The following is a 19,942-nucleotide window of genomic DNA, read 5'->3' on the forward strand; positions in this document are numbered from 1 at the left end:
GCATTGACCCGGATCACGGCAAGGCTGGTGGATTGGACCATGACCGGCGGCGCGCGCATTTTTTTGCGCCGCCGCTGTTGCGATCTTGCATGTCCTGAAGTTGGCCGCAACGCGAGGAGCCCGGAGGCTACCGGCTGGGCCTTCCCTGCACGATCCGGTCGATGATCATGGCGCAGAGCAAAATCGCGAAACCCGCCAGCAGCCCCTGCCCCACCGCCGCATATTGAAGGGCGTTCAAGACGTCCTCGCCGAGTCCCTTGGCACCGATCAGCGAGGCGATGACGACCATGGACAGGCACATCAATATGGTCTGGTTGATGCCAGCCATGATCGAGGGCATCGCAAGCGGCAGGTCCACCCGCGTCAGCAGAAACCACCTTGTGGCGCCATAGGCTTGTGCGGCTTCGCGGACGGCCGGCGGCACACCTTGCAGGCCAAGCGCCGTCAAACGTACCACGGGCGGCGTGCCGAAGATCAAGGTGGCGATCACGCCGGGGGGTTTGCCGATGCCGAACAAAGCGATCACGGGGATGAGATAGACGAAGGCGGGCATGGTCTGCATGAAGTCCAGCACCGGCCGCAATGCCGTGTAGACACGCGGCCTGCGCCCACACCAGATGCCGAGCGGAATGCCGATGGCCAGGCAAAGGACCGCGGCGGTGCCCAGCAAGGCCACTGTCTCCAGGCTTTTTTCCCAGAAGCCAAGCACGGCGAGATAGGCCAGCGCGGCGGCGGTGAAGATGGCGACGCGCGGCCCCGCCAATTGCCAGGCAAGGACGAGGATGATCGCCATCGTCACCGGCCAGGGCATTCCCGTCAGCGCATAGGCCAGGCCGTCGAGAACCAGGGATATCGCCCCCGTGACCACGCCGAACACGCCTTCTCCGCTATGCGATATCGCCGCCATCAGGCCATCCAGTCCGGAGGACAGGGCGGCCTGCCAGTCATGATTGGACGGCGCAACGGTGAGCCAGGCGGCCGGTGCCGCGACGGCGAAGCGATAGACGGAAAGCCCGTAGGCGAGGAGACAGAAGACGAGCGCTCCCGTGGCGAGCGGATAATCGAGCCCGTGCCGCAGCGTGGGCTGCGAGCGCCATCGCGCGAACCGCCGCTCAAGCATCCTGTTGGCGAGAAACCCGGTGATGAGCTTGGCAACAAACAGCGTGAGGAGACCCGCTCCGATCAGCAGCGGCACTTTCGCCCTCGCCGTTTCGACCTGCTGCCGGGCGGCGCTCGCGGCCTTCTCCAAGGCCGCCGCGGACGATTTCAGGCCTTCGGCATTGTCGGCTCCCGCCGCCGTCGCGGCTTTCGCCTGCTCGGCGCGTGCTTCGGCCTGCTTGGTGAGCCGTTCGGCCCGTGCCATCTCCGCTCCGCCCAGATTACCAGCCGCGCCAACGCCGATCTGAACCACCGCCAGCATCTCGAGGAAGAAGGCGATCCAGAACAGCACCATTGTGCCACGGGCGGCCGCCCACACCGGACCCAGCAGCGCCGCCGCGACGTTGAACGGCCAGACGGCATTTCGCGCGTCCCTGATGCGGGCGAACATCTCGACGTAATAGGCCGAATTCTGGACCACGAAATCCCGGACAAGACCTTCTTCCGACGACCGGTCGTGCCCGACCATCGGCTTGGCTACCGGATCATGAGCGTTCACGGTCGTGCGCCCTTTCTCAAACCCTCGAGGAGAGCTTGCCTGTCGACGATGCCGACAATCCCGCCGCCATCGGTTACCGCCAGTGGAGCGGCATCCTGGGCGGCGAGTTCGACAAGCTCGGCCAGCGGCTGCTGCGAGGCGACCTTGCGCAACCGATCGATATCCAGCATTGAGCGATCCCGTGCCCTGAAGCTCTCGACGGGTTCCATGATGCGCCGCGCGGTGATGACCGTCAGGCGCGAAATGTCGGCGACGAACTTTGCCACGTATTCGTGCTTAGGCGCGGTGACGATCTCCTCGGGCGTGTCGATCTGGATGATGACACCATCCTTCATGATCGCGATGCGGTCGCCGATGCGGATCGCCTCGTCGAGATCATGCGTGATGAAGACGACCGTCTTGCCTATCGATCGTGACAGGGCGAGGAATTCGTCTTGAAGCTGCCGCCTTATCAGCGGGTCAAGCGCGCTGAACGGCTCGTCCATCAAGAGAATCGCCGAATTCGCGGCCAGCGCCCGAGCCAGCCCGACGCGCTGCTGCATGCCGCCCGAAAGCTCATGGCAATAGCGATCGCCCCAGCCGGACAGGTTGACCTTGGCGAGCGCCGCCTCGGCGACGTCGAAGCGACGCTGCTTGCTTGCCGCCTGGATTTCCAGCGGCAGGGCGACATTGTCGCGAACCGTCCGGTGTGGAAGCAGGCCGAAGCTTTGAAACACCATGCCGATCTTGCGGGACCGCAGCGCCCTGAGTTCGGACGGCGTCTTGGCCATGATGTCCTCGCCGTCGACGAAAATCTTGCCGGCCGACGGTTCGAGAAGACGGTTGATATGGCGGATCAGCGTCGATTTCCCGCTGCCCGAAAGCCCCATGACGCAGAAGATCTCCCCTGGGGCGACCGAGATGCTGACGTCGGCCACGCCGACCACGCAGCCGAAGCGCTTGACCACCTCGTCCTTGTCGAGGTGCTCGCGCAGGATAGCCGTCATCGCCTCCGGCGCGCGGGCGCCGAAGACTTTCCAGACACCGTTCATGACAATGGCGGCGGGACCGGCGGCGGCGTCCACGTTTATCGATCCCGCCTGGGGGCCAACAGGTGATGCAGGCTGCAGACCGTGCGCCGAGCGACCGTCAGTGGCCAAACCACTTCGCCACGTCCTGAGGATGGGCCTTGATCCATTCCTTGGCCACATCGTCCGCCGGTTTCTTGTCGACGATGATTGAATACGCCCATTTGCTGATGTCGTCCGGGTTGAAGGCGATGCGCTCCAGCGCCGCGGTCAGGTCCGGCTGGCGTTGCGCAAGCGAGGCAGCATAAGCAACGTGCACGGTTGTGTCAGCATAGGCGGATGAGACTTTCGACTTTTCAAACCATTGCGGGTCGTCATTGGGCTGCACGACGACAAATTTCGCCGGATCGTTTTTCGGCTCGGTCAGGAAGGCGAGCTTATAGCGGGCGAAATTCTGGTGCGGGCTGTAGCAATAGCCGACCCATGGCTTGTCGGCCTTGGCGGCGCGGTCGAGCGAAGCCGCCGCCACCGCTTCATCGGTTACTTGAAGGTCGAAGAAATCGGCAAAACCGTAGTCGCGCGCCCGAACCTTCTCGATGTTGGTCGATTGCCAGCCTGATGCGCCGATCCAGATTTCACCCTTGCCGTCACCATTGGTGTCGAAAAGCTTGGCATTGTCCGGGTTCGCGAGATCCGAAACATCCTTGATACCATATTTGTCGACGGTGACCTGGGTGACGCAATAGCCCTGCTTGGCCTCGTAGCCATTTTGCGCAAGCTTCACGGTGCCGGCGCCCTTCACATATTTGTCGACGAGGCCCTGCTGGTTCGGCAGCCAGACGTCCGGCCAGATATCCACCTCGCCCTTGTTGCGGCTCATCGCTTCCCAGATCACCGGGACGGCGGTGGTGGTCACCGTCGAAACCTCCAGCCCCAATTCCTGTTGGGCGGCGTCCTTGATGACGTTCATGACCGCTGTCGCGGTGGCGTAGTTCGGATCAGGCATCGTCACGTCCGCGGCGAGCGCCGAAGACACCGGCATCAGCAACAGAGCGCCGAATGCCGTTTCGAGTAGATAGCGTTTCATGATGTTCCCCATTGCGCTGATTTCGTTCAGTCTATCCATCAGGTTAGCGGAACGCGCGGCCAATCCATCCCAAAATTCCTCGCATTAGGAAAAACGATGAGCCGCATAAGGTCACCCCCTCGCAGCCGCATGCTCCAGACCGAATGGCACCAGATCAGGATGACGTTTCGCCATCCTGATCTGTCTCTTCGCCAGAGCATGATCTTTCCCGAAAACCGGTTCCCACTTTTTGGGGATCATGCTCTAGAAATACGCCTGATCCGGCTCGCTGGCCTTGCGGCCGGCGATGAAAGCCTGCAGCGCCTCGTCGATGGCCGGATCGAGGCCCGGATCCTGATACTCATCAAGCAGCCGTTTCCACTGCCGGTTGGCGCGCTGGGCGGCGTCGAGGCGCCCATCCTCGTTCCATTGTTCGAAGGAGTTGTTGTCGCTGCTGGTGGACCGGTAGAAAGCCGACAGGAAGTTGGACTGCGTGTGCGCACTGCCGAGGAAATGCGATCCCGGTCCGACCGCTTCGATCGCCTCCATCGCCTGTGCGTTGGCCGATAGATCGATGCCCTCGAACAGGCTGGCGACCTTGCCGCAAAGATCGGCGTCGATGACCGTCTTCTCGAAGCCGGTGACCAGTCCGCCTTCCAGCCAGCCGGTGGCGTGGTTGATCACATTGGCGCCGGCAAACATCGACATCAGGATCCCCCAGGTCGCTTCCTGTTCGGCCTGGGCGTCGGGAAGCTTGGATGCCGACAGTGAGCCGACAGTGTGGAACGGCACGCCGACGCGACGCGCCAGTTGCCCGCACGCCAGCACCATCTTGCCTGCTTCCGGCGTGCCGAAGGTCGGCGCACCGCTCTGCATCGAGATGGTGCTGGCAAAGCTTCCCATCAGGCAGGGCGCTCCCGGGTTGATCAGTTGCACAAGGCTGAGACTAGCGAGCGCTTCCGCCAGCACCTGCGCCAGCGTGCCGGCGACAGTGCACGGGCTCATCGCGCCAGCCAGAGTCCAGGGCGTGCAGGCTACCGGCTGGTTGTTGCGGGCATAGACCTTCAGCGAGCCGGACATGTTGGCGTCGAGCACCAGCGGCGCATTGGTGTTGGACACGTTGTAGAGCACGGCGTTGTTGGCGACGAACTCTTCGCCGAACACGATCTTGGCCATGTCGACGGCGTCCTGTGCCCGCTTCGAACCGATGAAGGCGCCCATGAACGGCCGGTCGGAATGGCGGATATGCGTGTAGAGCATATCGAGGTGGCGCTTGTTGGCCGGCAGATCAACAGGCTCGCAAACCACGCCGCCCGAATGATGCAGATGCGGGATCATCTGGTGGATCTTTACCAGGTCGCGAAAATCGCCGATCGTGGCATAGCGACGACCACGATCGAGGTCGTGGACGAAGGGCGGTCCCCAGGACGGGCACAGCACGGTATTGTCACCGCCGATCATCACCGTGTTGGCGGGGTTGCGGGCATGCTGCCTGAATTGGGAAGGTGCCGTGGCGCGGATGATCTTGCGGCACATGCCCGGTTCGAAGCGTACCCTCGTGCCCTGCACGTCGGCGCCCGCCTCACGGAAGATGTCGAGGATTTCCGGGTCGTCATGGAATTCCATGCCGATCTCCTTGAGCAGCCGGTCGGCATTCGCCTCGATCAGGCTCAGTCCTTCCTCGTCGAGGATGTTGAAGGTGCCGATCCGGCGGCTGATGTAGGGACGGCGCGGTGCCTGCTGCGCCATGCGCTGGCCCTGCCTTCCAGCCCTGCCCCCGGTTCGCGGTGCGTGAGCTTCGGTGGTGATCGTCGCGTCCGTGTTCATCTTTTTCTCCGACATCAGGCAAGCGTGAAGGCAACGGGTTGCGCGGCATGGAGGCCATGCGGGCGCAGATTGCCGGGATCGTAGGGGGCTTCGCGGAGTTCCCGCGCAGCCAGTTCTTTTCCGAGGATCGAAACGCTCAGCCCTTCGGCAGAGACACCAGGGCGCAGATAGGCAAGGGCAATGGTCTTGCCAGTGCGGAAGCCGTGGGCGCCGGAGGTGACGATCCCAACCGGCCGGCCCGCCTGCAACACCGCATGGGCGTAGAAAGGCAGCCTTTCGGCGTCATCATCGATCTCGAGAAGCACCATTGTCCAGGCACTATCGCCGACGCGTGCAAGCATGGCCTCGCGGCCGATGAAATCCCGCCCCTCGGTTTTGACCAGGGCATCCAACCCCGCTTCCAGCGGTGTCCGCTCCGTCGTCAGGTCGGCACCCCAGGCACGATAGCCTTTCTCCAGCCGCATCGCGTTCAGGGCGTGGATGCCGAACGGGCGCAGGTCGAAACGCCGGCCAGCCCTGGTGACCGCATCGTAGAGCTTGCCGAATTGCGCCAGCTGGACGTGAAGCTCCCATCCCAGTTCGCCGGCATAGGACACTCTGAGCGCCGCCGCCTTGATGCCGGCGACCCGGATGATCTGCGCGGAAAACCAGGGAAATCCCGCGTTGGACAGATCGGCCTCGCTCACCGTTTCGAGCAGATCGCGGGCGCGGGGGCCCATGATGGCGAGCACGCCGCGCCTTTCGGTGACATTGTCGATTGTTACATTCGCAAAGGCCGAGGCGCGGGAGCGCAGCAGGTCCTCGTCATGCCGCTCCGCCACAGCGGCGCTGGTCAGGTAGAACCAGTCATCACCGAGGCGGGTCACCGTGAATTCCGACGCGACGCCGCCCTTTGCCGTCAGCACATGAACGAGGCCGATGCGGCCCTGGCGTGTTGGCGGACGATTGGCGCCAAGCGAGGCCATGAACGCGCTCGCCCCGGGGCCGCCAACTTCGAACTTGGAAAAGGCGGACAGATCGATGGCGCCGACACCATCGCGCACGGCGAGACATTCACCGCGCGCCGCTTCAAACCAGCCGGGCCGGCGAAAGGTCAGCGGCGGATTGCGATCGACCCCGCCGATGGCAAACCAGTTCGGCCGTTCCCAGCCATAGGCGGCGCCCAGCACCGCGCCCTGGCTTTTCTGAAGATCGAGCGCCGGTGTGGTGCGGCGCGGACGCCCGGCTTCGCGCTCTTCATAGGGATAGTGGATGCCGAACTGCAGGCCGAACCCTTCGATCGCCCTGTCGACGCGATAATCCCGATCGGCATAGTTGCCGAACCTGCGTGGATCGATGGCAAGCGCATCGCTCGGTGGCGTACCATCGACGATCCAGTCGGCGAGGAAGCGGCCGGCGCCCCCGCCTTCCATCACTCCCATGCTCGAGCCGGTCAGCAGCCAGGCGTTATCAAGGCCGAATGCTGGACCGATCAGCGGGTTGGCATCCGGGGTGAAGGTGATGGGCCCGTTGACCACCGTCTTGATGCCGGCATTGGCAAGTGCGGGGACGCGCTCCATCGCCAGCGCGATGATGTGCTCGACGCGGTCCAAGTCCGGCGGCAGCAACTCCATGCCGAATTCGGGCGGCACCCCATCGATTGCCCAGGGCTGGGCCGACTTTTCATAAGGGCCGACGATATAGCCGTCGCGTTCCTGACGTAGATACCAGCTTTCTTCCGGATCGCGGATGATCGGCAGTTCGCTGGCGCCGGCGGCGATGCGCTCGGCAATCTCGGAAACGGTGTCGGTGACGACGTACTGGTGCAGCATCGGCACGACCGGCAGGTCGAGACCCATCATCGCGCCGATCTCGCGGCACCAGGTGCCGGCGGCATTCACCACATGCTCGGCCACAATGTCGCCCTGCGTCGTGCGGACGAGCCACTCGCCGGATGCCTTGCGTTCGATCGCCAGAACGGGATTGTGGCGGACGATCTCGGCGCCGCGCGAGCGCGCGCCGGCCGCCATTGCGTTGGTCGCCAGTGTCGGGTCGACATGGCCATCATTGGGCTCGTAGATCGCCCCGATAATGCCGTCAGTCAGGCAAAGCGGATAGACCTGCTTGAGTTCTTCCGGGCTCAGGATGTGGAAATCATGGCCCACGAACCGGCCGAGCCCCTGCACATGGCGGAATTCATCCATGCGATCCCGGGAGCGGGTGATGCGCAGCGCGCCGCTGGCATGGAAGCCTGTCGGCAGCCCGGTCTCGGCGGTCAGGATTTCCCGATAGAGACGCACCGAATGCGCGCGCATCTCCATGATCGTCGCATTGTGAGCGAAATGCGTGCAGAGGCCGGCGGCGTGCCAGGTGGAGCCGGCGGTCAATTCATGCTTCTCGACGAGGACGACGTCGCTCCAGCCGCGCTTGGCCAAGTGGTAGAGCAGGGAAACGCCCATGGCTCCACCACCGATAATGACGACACGGGCATGCTGCCTCATGAAACTGTCTCCTCGCAGCCGCGCATCCGCGCTCCAGTTGGGTCATAGGGCGGTTTGTCGAGCGCCCTCAGCGTATGGCGCGTGCCGGCCACCGCGATCTCGTAATTGGAAGCCTGTAGCTGTGCTTTCGTCTCGCCCGGCTCGCAGGCGACATAGCCAAGACAAAGGCTCAGGCCGGTTCGCGAACCAAGACCGCCCGACGTGGTCAGGCCGGCAAGTTTGCCGTCTCGATAGATCGGCTCATCATGAAGCAGAAGCGGATTGGCGCCGTCGACCGCGAAATGCACAAGCCGGCGGCTGACGCCCTCGGCCTTCTGCGCCAGCAGCGCGTCGCGGCCGATGAAATCATTCTTCTTCCAGGAGACCGCGAAGGACAGGCCAGCCTCCAGCGGCGTGTCCTTCGGCCCGATGTCGTGCCCCCAATGGCGATAGCCCTTTTCCAGGCGGCAGCCATCCAGCGCATGATGGCCGCAGAAGGCGAGGCCGTGGGCGCCGCCCGCAGCGGCGATCGTGGCGAGCAGGCTTTGCGCGCATTCGACCGGCACGTAGAGCTCGAAGCCGAGTTCGCCGACGAAGCTGACGCGGGTGGCCCGGACACTGATCACGCCGATGTCGATGCGGCGCGAGGTCGAGAACGGGAAAGTGGCGTCGGAAAGATCGGCGTCGGTCAAGCTTTGAAGCAAGTCGCGGGATCGCGGCCCCATGACGCCGAGCACGGCTTCCGAAGAGGTCGCGTCGAAGACCGAGACGTCGAGGCCAAGATCCTGCGCGTGGCGCCTGATCCAGGCAATGTCCTTCTGCCTTGTCGCCGCACTGGAGATCACACGGAAGGCGCGGTCGCCGTCGCGGGTCACGGTCACGTCGGCCTCGATGCCGCCCCGCGCGTTGAGCATCTGCGTATAGACGGCCCGGCCCTCGGCGACATCGACGTCATTGGCGCAAAGCCTCTGCAACAACGTCGCGGCGTCGCGGCCAACGATATCGAGCTTGGTGAAAGGGGAGAGCTCGAACAGGCCGACGCCCTGGGCCATGCGGCCGGCTTCCGCTTTCGCAGCACCCCACCATGGCTGCGCTCCGACCGAATAGCGGATCGCGCGCGCGGCCTCGTCGCGGCCGAACCAGAGCGGCCGCTCCCACCCTGTCGGCGCACCGAAAACAGCGCCGGCATCCGCGAAAGCCTGATGGAAGGCCGAACGCCTGACGTCGCGCCCCGCGATCGCCTGCTTGTAGGGCCAGTGCATACGGAACAGATCGGCGACCGCCTCCTCCATCCTGGCGCCGACGAAGGATCTTGACGCGGCGGACCGGTCGAAGCGAGCGATGTCGAGCGCCCACAGGTCAAGCCCTGGCTCGCCGTCGACGATCCATTCGGCCATCGCCTTGCCGGCACCGGCCGAAGACATCATGCCTGTGGAGTTGAATCCAGCGGCGACATGGAAGCCGCGCAGGTAAGGCGACTCCCCCATCAACGGCCGCGTATCGGGCGTGAAGCTCTCGGGACCATTCATGAAGTGCCTGATGCCGGCTTGCGAGAGCGCCGGCAGAAGTTTAAGTCCGGCCGACATGAACGGCTCGAACTGGTCCCAATCCTCCGGCAGTTCGAGGAACGGCCTGCCACCCGCCGGCCCGCGGACGTCGAAGATCTTGGCATTCGGTTCGAACCCGCCCAGAACCAGCTTGCCGGAATCGCCTTTGACGTAGATGCCCTCGTCGAGGTCCCGCACGATAGGAAACGGATCCTGCAGGCCCGCAATCGGCTCCGTCACCACATACATGTGCTCGACGGCCTGCAGCGGCACCGGGACACCGGCAAGAGCGCCGATGTCGCGCGCCCAGGCGCCGGCGCAGTTCACCACCGTCGCGCAGTCGATGGTGGCGCCGGACGCCAGCTTGACGCCGGCGACCCTGCCGTTCTTCGTCACGAAGCCAGTGCAGACGGCCCCTTCCAGGATGCGGACGCCTGCGGCGCGTGCGCCCTTGGCATAGGCCGCGCAGATGTCGACCGGATTGGCCTGCCCATCCTCCTCGACCCACAGGGCGCCCTCGATGCCGTCCGGGACGATGCCCCGCACGCGGCCGGCAACGCCAGCGCCGTCGATCATCTCGACCGTCAGGCCACAGACATCGCCCATATGCGCGATACGCTTCAGCTCGTCCATTCGCTCCGGCCTGCGCGCGAGCCACAGGCCGCCGGTCCGCCGATATCCCGAGGCCTGGCCGGTCCGCTCCTCCAGGCGTGGAAACAGTTCGGTCGCATATTGCGCAAGCCTTGTGAGATTGAGGCTGGCGCGCAGCGGACCGACGATGCCAGCGGCATGCCAGGATGTGCCGCTGGTCAGTTGGTGACGCTCCAGCAGAACGACGTCGGTCACCCCGAGTTCGGCGAGATGATAGGCTATGCCGAGGCCAATGACGCCGCCGCCAATGATCACGATGCGTGCGCTGTCATTCACCGGGCAAATACCTTTGTTGGGATCGAACGGCGCGATCTTTTCCCGGCAGGCCTCTTGCACTCAATCGAATTTTTGCAACATTAGGAAAACTTATGAAGACATCGTGGGCTGGAGTTGGCGGGTGAAGAGCGGCGGTTTCGATTTCAATCTGTTTCGATCCATCGAGGTGTTTGCGGCCGTCGTGGAAACAAGGCATGTCACCCAGGCGGCACAAATGCTGGGCATGACGCAGTCCGCCGCTTCGCAGCACCTGAAGAACCTCGAGACCGCGCTTGGCGTCAGCCTGATCGACCGCAATCTGCGCCCGATCGAACTGACCAAGGCAGGCATCGCATTGCATCGCCGCGCCATTGCCATCCTGGCCGAGGTGGAGGGGCTGCGCACCGACGCGCGGCGGGTCAATGCCGCGCCGCTGCCGCTGCTGCGTGTCGCGCTTCTGGCCTCGATCGCGACGACGTTGGCCCCGGCACTTTCCGTGCTGGCTCGAAACACTTTCGGCATTCCCGAACTCAGTCTCTTCGCCGGCCTGGCGACCGATCATGTCGCGCTGTTGCGGGCCCGACGCGCCGACCTTGCCGTCACCTCTGGCGAGCTTTTCGAGATCGAGGGGCTAACGCGTTATCCAATCATGACGGAGAAGTTCCTGCTGGTAACGCCGAAGGGCTTCGCCGGCGATGTCGGCGACATCGTCAAGCTCTCCAAGAAACTGGCCTTCGTGCGGTTTTCCAGGGAAACGCCGGTCGGCCTGCGGGTCGACCAGCATCTGAGCCGGCTGCGCATCGAAATCCCGCGCACCATGGAAGGCGACCGTTCGAGCGTGGTCATGGCGCCTGTCGCCGCCGGGATGGGCTTTGCGATCCTGACACCGACCTTGCTCATCGATGGGCTGGCGGAAGGCATGGAGATCGACGTGCACGCTTTGCCGTTCACCGGGCTGTCGCGCAACATCCTGCTGGTGGCGCGGGAACGCGAACTGGGCAACCTGCCGGAAGCCTTCGCCACGCGCACCGCCGAGGTGCTGACGAATGCGATCCGTACGCGCCTGCCTGGCCTTCCTCCCGATTGCTATGTGGTCGACCGCCCCGCATTGCACGACTAATCGGCCCCATCATTTAAACTGATGGATATGTTTGGCTGTTCACACATCCCTCATTCAGTGCTCAATCCCTGTCGGGTTCCCAACACAGGAGACGGGCATGAATGCTCCTCACGCTCATTCGAATCTGGAGGTCGACTGGTCGAGCGAGGCGATCGTCGACCGGCGAAATCGCTTCTATGCGGCCTCGCAGCGCAAGTTCGTCCCCTACAAGGAGCCGCTGATCCTCAAGCGCGGCAGGGGCCAGTATGTCTGGGATGACAAGGACCGCAAATACATCGACCTGCTCGGCATGAACCTCTGCATTTCTGTCGGCCATGCGCACCCGCAGGTGGTGAAGGCCACCACCGAGCAGCTGGCCGAACTCACACATTGCACGACGATGTTCTATCATCCGGTTCCCGCGCAATATGCGGAGGAACTGGTGGCCACGATGCCAGCAGGCCATGATTGGGTGGTGCATTTCACCAACAGTGGCGCCGAGGCGATCGACCTTGCCTTGCTGATGGCCCGCAGCCACACCGGCAACATCGATATGCTCGCACTTGCCTCGAGCTATCATGGCGCCACCTTCGGAGCCCAATCGCTGACGGGAATATCGGGATTTCGCCATCCCGTCCCACAGCTCGGCGGGGTGACCTTCGTGGCAGAGCCCAACCAGTATCGTGGTATCCACGGCGAAGGCGTCGAGCCCTATTTGAACGAGGTCGAGCGGGCCATAGCCAGTTCGACCAGCGGCAGGTTGGCTGGAATGATCATCGAGCCGGTTCAAGGCTATGGCGGCATCGTGCCGATGCCCCACGGCTACATTTCCGGCGCGTTCGAGCGCGTGCGCGCGGCCGGTGGCCTTTGCATCATTGACGAGGTGCAATCGGGCGTCGCACGCACTGGCGATGCCTTCTGGGCATTCGAATCGCACGGCGTCATTCCCGATATCGTCGTTGTCGCCAAAGGCGTCGGCAATGGCATCCCGCTTGGCGCCGTCATCGCCAAACGAGACGTCGCCGAATCCATGGCGGACAAGTTTCTTTTCCATACTTACGGCGCCAATCCCGTCGCCTGTGCCGCCGGGCGCGCGGTTCTCAAGGTGATCCGCGAAGAGCGCTTGCAAGAGAATGCGCGAACGGTCGGCGCCGCACTGAAGACGAGGCTGCAGGAGCTCAAGAACCATTCTCGCCTGATCGGCGACATCAGGGGGGAAGGTCTCATGCTTGCCATCGAGTTGGTGAAGGATCAGACGACGAAGGAACCCGCACCCGAGGCCACACTCGCGATCTTCGAAGAAAGCCGGCGCAACGGCCTCGTGGCGAGCCGATCCGGACCTTATAGAAGCGTCATCAGGATGTGCCCGCCGCTTTGCCTGTCGATGGCAGACGTCGACGATGTGATGGAGCGATTTGTCAGGAGCTTCCAGAGCATCACGGCTTGATGACCAACCGTTCGCCGTCGTCCGGCAGGATGAGAACGCACGCTCTCTCCTGTTCCAGCCTGTCGCGCGAGGCACCAGGACCAAAGGGCCTGCCATCGGCATTATCCTTACGGAACACCGTGCGGGCCGCTGACGAGGAGCGCCGAGGCATGTCCAAGAGCGATCAGGACTTCCTGATGGAGAAATGCAACGATGCGGCGACGGGCAAGCCCTACGCTCCATTCTGCGACAAGGTCAGGGTGCTCGGCGACGCCAACAAATAGCGCCCCCGGAAACGGTCTCCATAGGGCGTAAAGGCCTGCCTCGGCTCCAGCCGGGGCGGGCCAGCATTGACGTGGTGGACTTCGGATGGGCAATGCCAGGGCCGAGGTGAGGCAGCGCCGCATCGAGAATTGCACGAAGGCGGATCCCGACTATGGCGCGGCGTCCTCATTCGACATGTTGCCCGGACCTCGGCGGCACATTGCCCAGCAGCGGCCCAAGTCCCTCGGCGATCGTCAGGTGCGTGATGGCGGCGTCGCGCAGCTTTGGATAGGGCAGGTTCGCCAGCATCGCCGTCTGCACCGTCGCCAGAACCTCGCCGGCCTCGGAACCGATCATCGTGAAGCCGAGGATGCGGTCGTCATCGCCGCCAACGACCACCTTCATGAACCCCTGCGTTTCGTCCGTCGCCTCGGTGCGCAGCACAGCGCTCATCGGCAGCCTGGCGACACGCACGATGACGCCCTGGCGTTGCGCCTCGCCCTCGCTCAGGCCGATGCGGGCGAGCGGCGGATCGGTAAACATGGTGTAGGGCACCAGCCGGTCGCGTGTGCTGCGGTGTCCGCCGGCCAGATTATCCCTGATGATACGGAAGTCGTCGACCGATATATGCGTGAACTGCGGACTGCCGGCGCATTCGCCGAGCGCCCAGACATCGGGTGCGGCCGTCTCCAGCCGTTCGTTGACACGGATAAAGCCACGGGCGTCCAGCATGACGCCGGCCTCGTCGAGGCCTATGCCGGTGGTGTTCGGGATGCGACCGGCGGCAACGAGCAGATGGCTGCCCTCGATTGTCCGCTCGCCCGAAGCGGTGCGCACCGTCACGCTGACCTCTTCGCCGGAGCGGCCGCGCACCGCAAGAGGTTCGGCGCCAACATGGAACTCGATGCCCTCGCCCTCGAGAAGCCGTTGCATCTCCTCGGCGATGTCGCGGTCCTCGCGGCCGACAAGCTGAGGTCCGGCTTCGATCACAGTCACCCGGCTACCGAAGCGTCGATAGGCCTGCGCCATTTCCAGCCCGACATAACCGCCGCCGAGCACGATGAGATGCGGCGGCAAGGCGTCCAACTCAAGGGCACCGATATGGGTGAGCGGCTGGGCTTCCCCGATTCCGGGAATGCTGGGGATCGCCGCATGCGTACCGACATTGATGACGACCTTGTCGCCACTGAGCAGGCGCATGCCGCCTTCGTTCAGCGCAACTTCGATCGTCTTCGGGCCGACGAAGCGCCCGCTGCCCATGATCAGTTCCGCGCCGCTGGTCTTGTAGGCATCGAGATGAAAGGCGATCTCGCGCTCGACCATCTCCTGCTTGCGCCGGCGGACCTTGGCCATGTCGGTCGAGACGGGACCGGTCGACGTGCCGAACTGGGCGGCGTTGCGGGAGAGGTGCGCGACGCGGGCGCTCCACACCTCGTTCTTGCTGGGCAGGCAGGCGACGGCGGGACAGGAGCCGCCGACCCAGCGGCGTTCGACGACCGCGACCCGCTGGCCGGATCGGCCAAGATGCCAGGCAAGCGCCTTGCCGCCCTGGCCGCTGCCGAGGATCAGGAAATCATAATGTTCTGGTTGGGACATGAGCTTTCTCCGCTGCATTCCGGAAAGGATAATGGCACATCCGACGGCGAGCGGACGAGTCCGCTCGCCTGCCGCCGCTCTTCGCGCTAGATGCCGGCTCGCCAGGCAAGCCGTCAGCGCTGCCCGCCGGAGGCGGTGATGCGTTCGCCCGTCAGCCAGGCGGACTGGTCGGAGGCGAGGAACACGGCCACGCGTGCGATGTCGTCCGGCTGTCCAAGCCGTCCCATCGGCAATGTCGCGCCGATGGTCCTGGCGGTCTCGCCCTCAATGCCCGCGACCGCCAGGCCTTCGGTTTCCGTGATGCCCGGGGCGATCGCGTTGACGCGGATCTTGCGGCCGGCGAGTTCGTTGGCGAGCGCCTTGGTGACGGTGTCCACCGCACTCTTGGAGGCCGAATAGACGACCGAATTCGGTACTGGGTTGGCACTCGAAATCGTACTGAGATTGATCACGCTGCCGCCATGGCCGTCAAAAGCCCTTGCCGCTTCCTGCGTCATCAGGATCGTGCTCAGCACGTTGGTATCGAATTGGCGATGAAATTCCGCTTCCGTCACCTCCTCCAGCGGCCCGAAACGGTATACGCCGGCATTGTTGACGAGGATGCTGGGCGTACCGAAGGTGGCCTTCGTCTCGGCGAAGAGCCGCTTCACGTCGGCGCCCTTGCTGACATCGGCCTGGATCGCAACGGCCTTGCCGTCGTCGCGCAGGATGTCGCCAACCACCCTGTCCGCGTCTTCCTTGCTCGAGCCGTAGTTGACCACCACCGCGGCGCCCGCCTTTGCGAATTGCCGGGCGATTGCCGCGCCGATCCCTTTCGAGGCGCCGGTGACGATCGCTACCTTGCCTTTCAACTCATCCATGATCTTTCTCCTTCCTGTGAACCGCCGCCAATCGGCGCGTTGGTCAGGAGATAAATCATGCATCAGGCAGCGAGTAGCGCCGCTCGCATCATATGATATATACGTGTCCAGTATGAATGATCGGCTTCAGCAACTTGCGATTTTCGTCCGCACGGTCGAGACTGGAAGCTTTTCCAAAGTGGCCCGCGAGTTCGCGTTGTCACAGCCTTCCGTCTCGCGCACGGTGGCGGCGCTCGAGGAGCGGCTCGGCGTCAAGCTGCTGACGCGGACTACGCGCCAGCTCTCTCTCACCGATGCAGGCGAAGCGCTGCTTTCCAGGGCGCGCGAGGCGCTTGCGGGCGTCGAGGAAGCGGAAAACGCCGCGCGCGGCGCGGACAGGCTGTCCGGCGTTCTGCGTGTGGCGCTGCCGGCGACCTTCGGCGCCAGGCAGATCGTGCCGCTTTTGCCTGGTTTCCTCGATCGGCATCCCCAGCTCAAGATCGATCTCATGATGTCCGACCGCTACGAGAACCTCGTTGCCGAGGGCGCCGACATGGCGCTTCGTCTCGGCAATCAGCCGGATTCCAGCTTCGTGGCGCGCAAGCTTGCCACCGCCCGTCGCCTCTTCGTCGCTTCGCCCGACTACCTTGCGCGCCGTGGCACGCCGAGGACCCTTGCCGACCTTGCTCAGCATCATCTCGTCGGCGGCCCGGGCGACGGCGGCGAGCAGAATTGGACGGCCCATCGCGATGGGGTGATCGAGGTCCACCCGGTCGATCCGCGGGTGCGGACCCGTTCGGCGACAGGCGCAGTTGCCTCCGCGAGCGCCGGCCTCGGCATCGCGATCGCCTCGGCATGGATGTGCGCCGAAGAACTCGCCTCCGCGAGATTGGTGGAGGTCCTGGCCGATTATCGGCTCGAGCCTACAACCGCATATGTGGTCTTCCCGGCAGGGCGGCGCCCTTCGCAGAAAGCGCGTGCATTCAGCGATTACCTCGAGCAGGTGCTGGTGGCCGAACGGTAATCGAACCGCTCGCTGAGACCACATTGCTGTGCCAGTCAAGCCGGAGAGATGCGAACACGTGCATTGCTCCCCGACCAACGAGGCCAATGCGGCACCATGGTTCTGGGTGGCGATCGCCTTGTGCCGGGCTGGCCAATCGTCGGGCGGTCCCCATATAGTGCCTCCATCGTAGCTTGCGGTTAGCGGGCGTGGCGGGCAGATGGATTATCTTCCGACGGGAGACGCACGCGCCCGTCCGGAGCCTCAACGAAGGGAGAAGACCTTGTCGTCTGCCGATGATCTGGAACGCTGGCCGGACCTGCCTTACGCAGCCTGGAAGGACACTTACGAGACCCTCCACTTATGGACCCAGATCGTCGGCAAGATCCGCTTGATGCGCGAGCCCTGGCTGAACCATTCCTGGCATGTGCCGCTTTACGTGACCGCTCGCGGCTTGACGACCTCGCCGATCTCCATGGGTGGGCGAGCATTTCAGATCGATTTCGATTTCATAGACCATCTGCTGTGGCTGAGGACGAGCGAGGGTCACATCCGGCAAATCATGCTCGCACCCAAAACCGTGGCGGAGTTCTATGGCGAAGTAACGCTCGCGCTGGACGAACTCGGGCTCGCCACGCCGATCTTCACCCAACCGTCCGAGATCGCCGACGGCATCCCGTTCGATCAGGACCGTGTTCATGCCGCTTACGATCGCGACTATGCCAACCGCTTCTGGCGCATCCTGCTTTCGACGCACGCGGTCTTTTCGCGATTTCGCACGGGATTCCTGGGCAAAGTCAGTCCCGTGCATTTCTTCTGGGGCGGTTTCGACCTCGCGGTCACGCGCTTTTCGGGCAGGCGGGCACCGCTGCATCCCGGCAGCGTGCCCGGCCTGCCGGACACGGTGGCCCGCGAAGCATATTCGCACGAGGTGTGCAGCGCCGGGTTTTGGCCGGGTGGCGGCCCGATCGACTACCTAACCTTCTATTCCTATGCCTATCCGGCGCCGGAAGGCTATGCATCGGCTGCTGTCCAGCCACCACAGGCGTTCTTTTCCAAGGAGTTCGGTGAATTCCTCCTGCCCTACGATGCCGTGCGCCGGGCGCGGGATCCGGAAGCCACGCTCATGTTGTTTCTGCAGAGCACCTACGAGGTGGCGGCCGACCTCGGCAAATGGGATCGCGACGCACTGGAATGCTCCGTCGGCGTGCCCTGTCGGCCGCGCCCGCTGTAGATTGGTGGCGGCCATGCCTTGCGCAATCACGCGTCCAGGCACCGCCGCCAGGGGCGACCGACAAAGGAATGGTGTGAAGGACGTAAACTTTTTTGTCCGACAGGCGTTGTTCGTTCTCCAGACCGGGAGACAGCCATGCCAGATGAAATCGCAAATCGCCGGCTAGGCCGCCAAGCAACGCCAGCGCAACAATCGGTACTCTTTGATCCGTCGACCAGCAGCCTGTCGGCGTGCGGCCGTGAAAGGTCGGTGAGATGTATTTCATAGCCTTGGCGACGGATTACGACGGCACTCTTGCATATAACGGGACTGTCTCAAAAAAGACCATCTCCGCGCTCGAGCGGCTGAAAAAGACCGGTCGAAAGCTTATCCTGGTCACCGGCCGCGAATTGCCCGACCTCAAGCAGGTCTTTCCCGAGATGGCGCTGTTCGACAAGGTCGTCGCCGAAAATGGGGCGTTGGTCTATACGCCGGCCAGCGAAGAAGAGCGCACCATTTCACCGGCGCCCTCGCCCGACTTTGTCGCCGCGCTGAAGAAGGGCGGCGTCAAGCCGCTTTCGGTCGGGCGCTCGATCGTAGCCACCTGGGAGCCTCACCAGGCAACGGTGCTCGAGGTCATCAAGAAACTGGGACTGGAACTCGAGATCATCTTCAACAAGGGCGCGGTGATGATCCTGCCGAGCGGCATCAACAAGGCGACCGGGCTTGCCGCCGTGCTGGAGGACCTTCGCCTGTCGCCGCTCAATGTGGTGGCGGTTGGCGATGCCGAAAACGACCACGCCTTCCTGAAAGCCTGCGGCTGCAGCGTCGCCGTCGACAACGCGCTGCCGGCGGTGAAAGACACCGCCGATCTCGTGACGCGCGGCGCACGCGGCAAGGGCGTCGAGGAACTTATCAGCAAACTGATCAAGCAGGATCGCGCTATCGTGAAAGAGGGCCGCGACGGCATCCTGCTCGGAACGGCAGGCGGCAAGGACATCCATCTGTCGCCGACCGATACGGTGCTGATCGCGGGCAGTTCCGGCATCGGCAAATCGACGCTGGCCACGGCGCTCACCGAACGGTTCGTCGAGGCCGGTTTTCAGTTCTGCATTTTCGATCCGGAAGGCGACTATGACGGCCTTCAAGGTGCGGTCGGGCTGGGCGACGGTTCGAGCGTGCCGACAAAGCAGCAAGTGCTCGATCTGATCGAAAAGCCTGACACCAATGTGATTGTCAACGGACTGGCTCTGCGTGTCGACGAACGCCCCGACTTCTTCGCCGACCTGCTGCCGGGCCTGGGCAATTTCCGTTATCGAACGGCAAGGCCGCATTGGCTGGTCATCGACGAAGCGCACCATCTTCTGCCCAGCCGGCGCGACGATACCCGTGCCGTGCTGTCCCTGGAATTGCCGGGCACGATCCTCATCACCGTGCATCCGGAGGCGGTCTCGGCGGATGTTCTGAGCCTGGTGACGGCGGTGATCGGCGTTGGCCCAACAGCCAAGAGCGTCATCCAGACATTCTGTCGTGAAACGAGAACCGAACCGCCAAGGCAAATGCCTTCGCCAAAGGGCGACCGCGTGCTGTTCTGGCGCCCGCAAATGGGCAAGAAACCAATGACCGTGAAGGTGATCGAACCGCGCCAGTCGCTCAGGCGACACAGCCGCAAATATGCCGAAGGCCAACTCGACGAGGCTGGCAGCTTCTATTTCAAAGGTCCCGACAATGCGATGAACCTGCGGGCGCACAATCTGATGATTTTCGCCCAGATGGCGGAGGGCATCGACGACAAGACCTGGGACTATCATTTACGCGCCGGCGACTATTCCGAATGGTTTCGCCACCAGATCAGGGACAAGGACCTGGCGCGCGAAACGGCCGCCGCTGAAAAGGATAAGACGCTATCGCCGCAAGAGAGCCGCAAGGTCGTGCTCGACGCGGTGCGCCGGCGTTACACCGCTCCAGCCACAGCGCCGGAAGAGTAGGTTCAACCGCTCATCCACGTGCTGCCACGGATACGAGCCGGCAAG

General features: G+C 63.7%; 13 protein-coding genes. 5 read left to right on the top strand and 8 right to left on the bottom strand.

Annotated elements, in window-relative coordinates; translation table 11 throughout:
- Positions 1-127: 127 nt before the first annotated feature.
- From FJ934_RS18175 to FJ934_RS18200, 6 genes are all read right to left on the bottom strand, one after another.
- Positions 128-1,657, bottom strand: coding sequence for an ABC transporter permease subunit (locus FJ934_RS18175; protein ID WP_210241966.1), 1,530 nt, complete (start codon positions 1,655-1,657; stop codon positions 128-130).
- A complete protein-coding gene (locus FJ934_RS18180) occupies positions 1,654-2,688 on the bottom strand; it encodes a betaine/proline/choline family ABC transporter ATP-binding protein (RefSeq protein ID WP_140610988.1) in 1,035 nt (344 codons plus the stop codon). The genes FJ934_RS18175 and FJ934_RS18180 overlap by 4 nt, the downstream gene beginning before the upstream one ends.
- Before the next feature lie 97 nt (positions 2,689-2,785).
- On the bottom strand, positions 2,786-3,751 hold the full coding sequence (locus FJ934_RS18185; RefSeq protein ID WP_181165668.1) for a glycine betaine ABC transporter substrate-binding protein: 966 nt from the start codon (positions 3,749-3,751) through the stop codon (positions 2,786-2,788).
- A 243-nt stretch (positions 3,752-3,994) separates the two neighbouring features.
- Positions 3,995-5,557: a trimethylamine methyltransferase family protein gene (locus FJ934_RS18190; RefSeq protein ID WP_140610959.1), complete on the bottom strand. Its 1,563-nt coding sequence runs from the start codon at positions 5,555-5,557 to the stop codon at positions 3,995-3,997.
- Positions 5,558-5,571: 14 nt separating this feature from the next.
- Positions 5,572-8,037 carry an FAD-dependent oxidoreductase gene (locus FJ934_RS18195; protein WP_140610960.1) on the bottom strand — a complete coding sequence of 822 codons (2,466 nt, stop codon included), beginning with the start codon at positions 8,035-8,037 and terminating at the stop codon, positions 5,572-5,574.
- On the bottom strand, positions 8,034-10,490 hold the full coding sequence (locus FJ934_RS18200) for an FAD-dependent oxidoreductase (protein ID WP_140610961.1): 2,457 nt from the start codon (positions 10,488-10,490) through the stop codon (positions 8,034-8,036). Before FJ934_RS18200 ends, FJ934_RS18195 begins: the two co-directional genes overlap by 4 nt.
- A 103-nt stretch (positions 10,491-10,593) precedes the next feature.
- On the opposite strand from FJ934_RS18200, the gene FJ934_RS18205 reads away from it, so the two are divergent.
- Both FJ934_RS18205 and FJ934_RS18210 read left to right on the top strand, forming a co-directional pair.
- Positions 10,594-11,589, top strand: a complete 996-nt coding sequence (locus tag FJ934_RS18205; protein ID WP_181165669.1) for a LysR family transcriptional regulator — start codon at positions 10,594-10,596, stop codon at positions 11,587-11,589.
- A gap of 97 nt (positions 11,590-11,686) precedes the next feature.
- A complete protein-coding gene (locus tag FJ934_RS18210) occupies positions 11,687-13,015 on the top strand; it encodes an aspartate aminotransferase family protein (RefSeq protein WP_140610963.1) in 1,329 nt (442 codons plus the stop codon).
- Positions 13,016-13,444: 429 nt separating this feature from the next.
- On the opposite strand, the gene FJ934_RS18215 is transcribed toward FJ934_RS18210, so the two are convergent.
- Positions 13,445-14,854 carry a mercuric reductase gene (locus FJ934_RS18215; RefSeq protein WP_140610964.1) on the bottom strand — a complete coding sequence of 470 codons (1,410 nt, stop codon included), beginning with the start codon at positions 14,852-14,854 and terminating at the stop codon, positions 13,445-13,447.
- Positions 14,855-14,967: 113 nt separating this feature from the next.
- The gene (locus tag FJ934_RS18220; protein WP_140610965.1) at positions 14,968-15,714 is read right to left on the bottom strand and encodes a glucose 1-dehydrogenase; all 747 of its coding nucleotides are present in this window, start codon (positions 15,712-15,714) and stop codon (positions 14,968-14,970) included.
- Between FJ934_RS18220 and FJ934_RS18225 the strand changes: the two genes are divergently transcribed.
- From FJ934_RS18225 to FJ934_RS18235, 3 genes are all read left to right on the top strand, one after another.
- Positions 15,680-16,717 carry a LysR family transcriptional regulator gene (locus tag FJ934_RS18225; protein WP_246671553.1) on the top strand — a complete coding sequence of 346 codons (1,038 nt, stop codon included), beginning with the start codon at positions 15,680-15,682 and terminating at the stop codon, positions 16,715-16,717. The genes FJ934_RS18220 and FJ934_RS18225 overlap by 35 nt on opposite strands.
- Before the next feature lie 262 nt (positions 16,718-16,979).
- Entirely contained in the window at positions 16,980-17,930 is a 951-nt protein-coding gene (locus tag FJ934_RS18230; protein WP_246671554.1) for a DUF5996 family protein, read from the top strand.
- Positions 17,931-18,184: 254 nt separating this feature from the next.
- The gene (locus FJ934_RS18235; protein ID WP_140610967.1) at positions 18,185-19,897 is read left to right on the top strand and encodes an HAD family hydrolase; all 1,713 of its coding nucleotides are present in this window, start codon (positions 18,185-18,187) and stop codon (positions 19,895-19,897) included.
- Positions 19,898-19,942 lie beyond the last annotated feature (45 nt).

Source organism: Mesorhizobium sp. B2-4-12 (assembly GCF_006441575.1).
Taxonomy (GTDB): domain Bacteria; phylum Pseudomonadota; class Alphaproteobacteria; order Rhizobiales; family Rhizobiaceae; genus Mesorhizobium.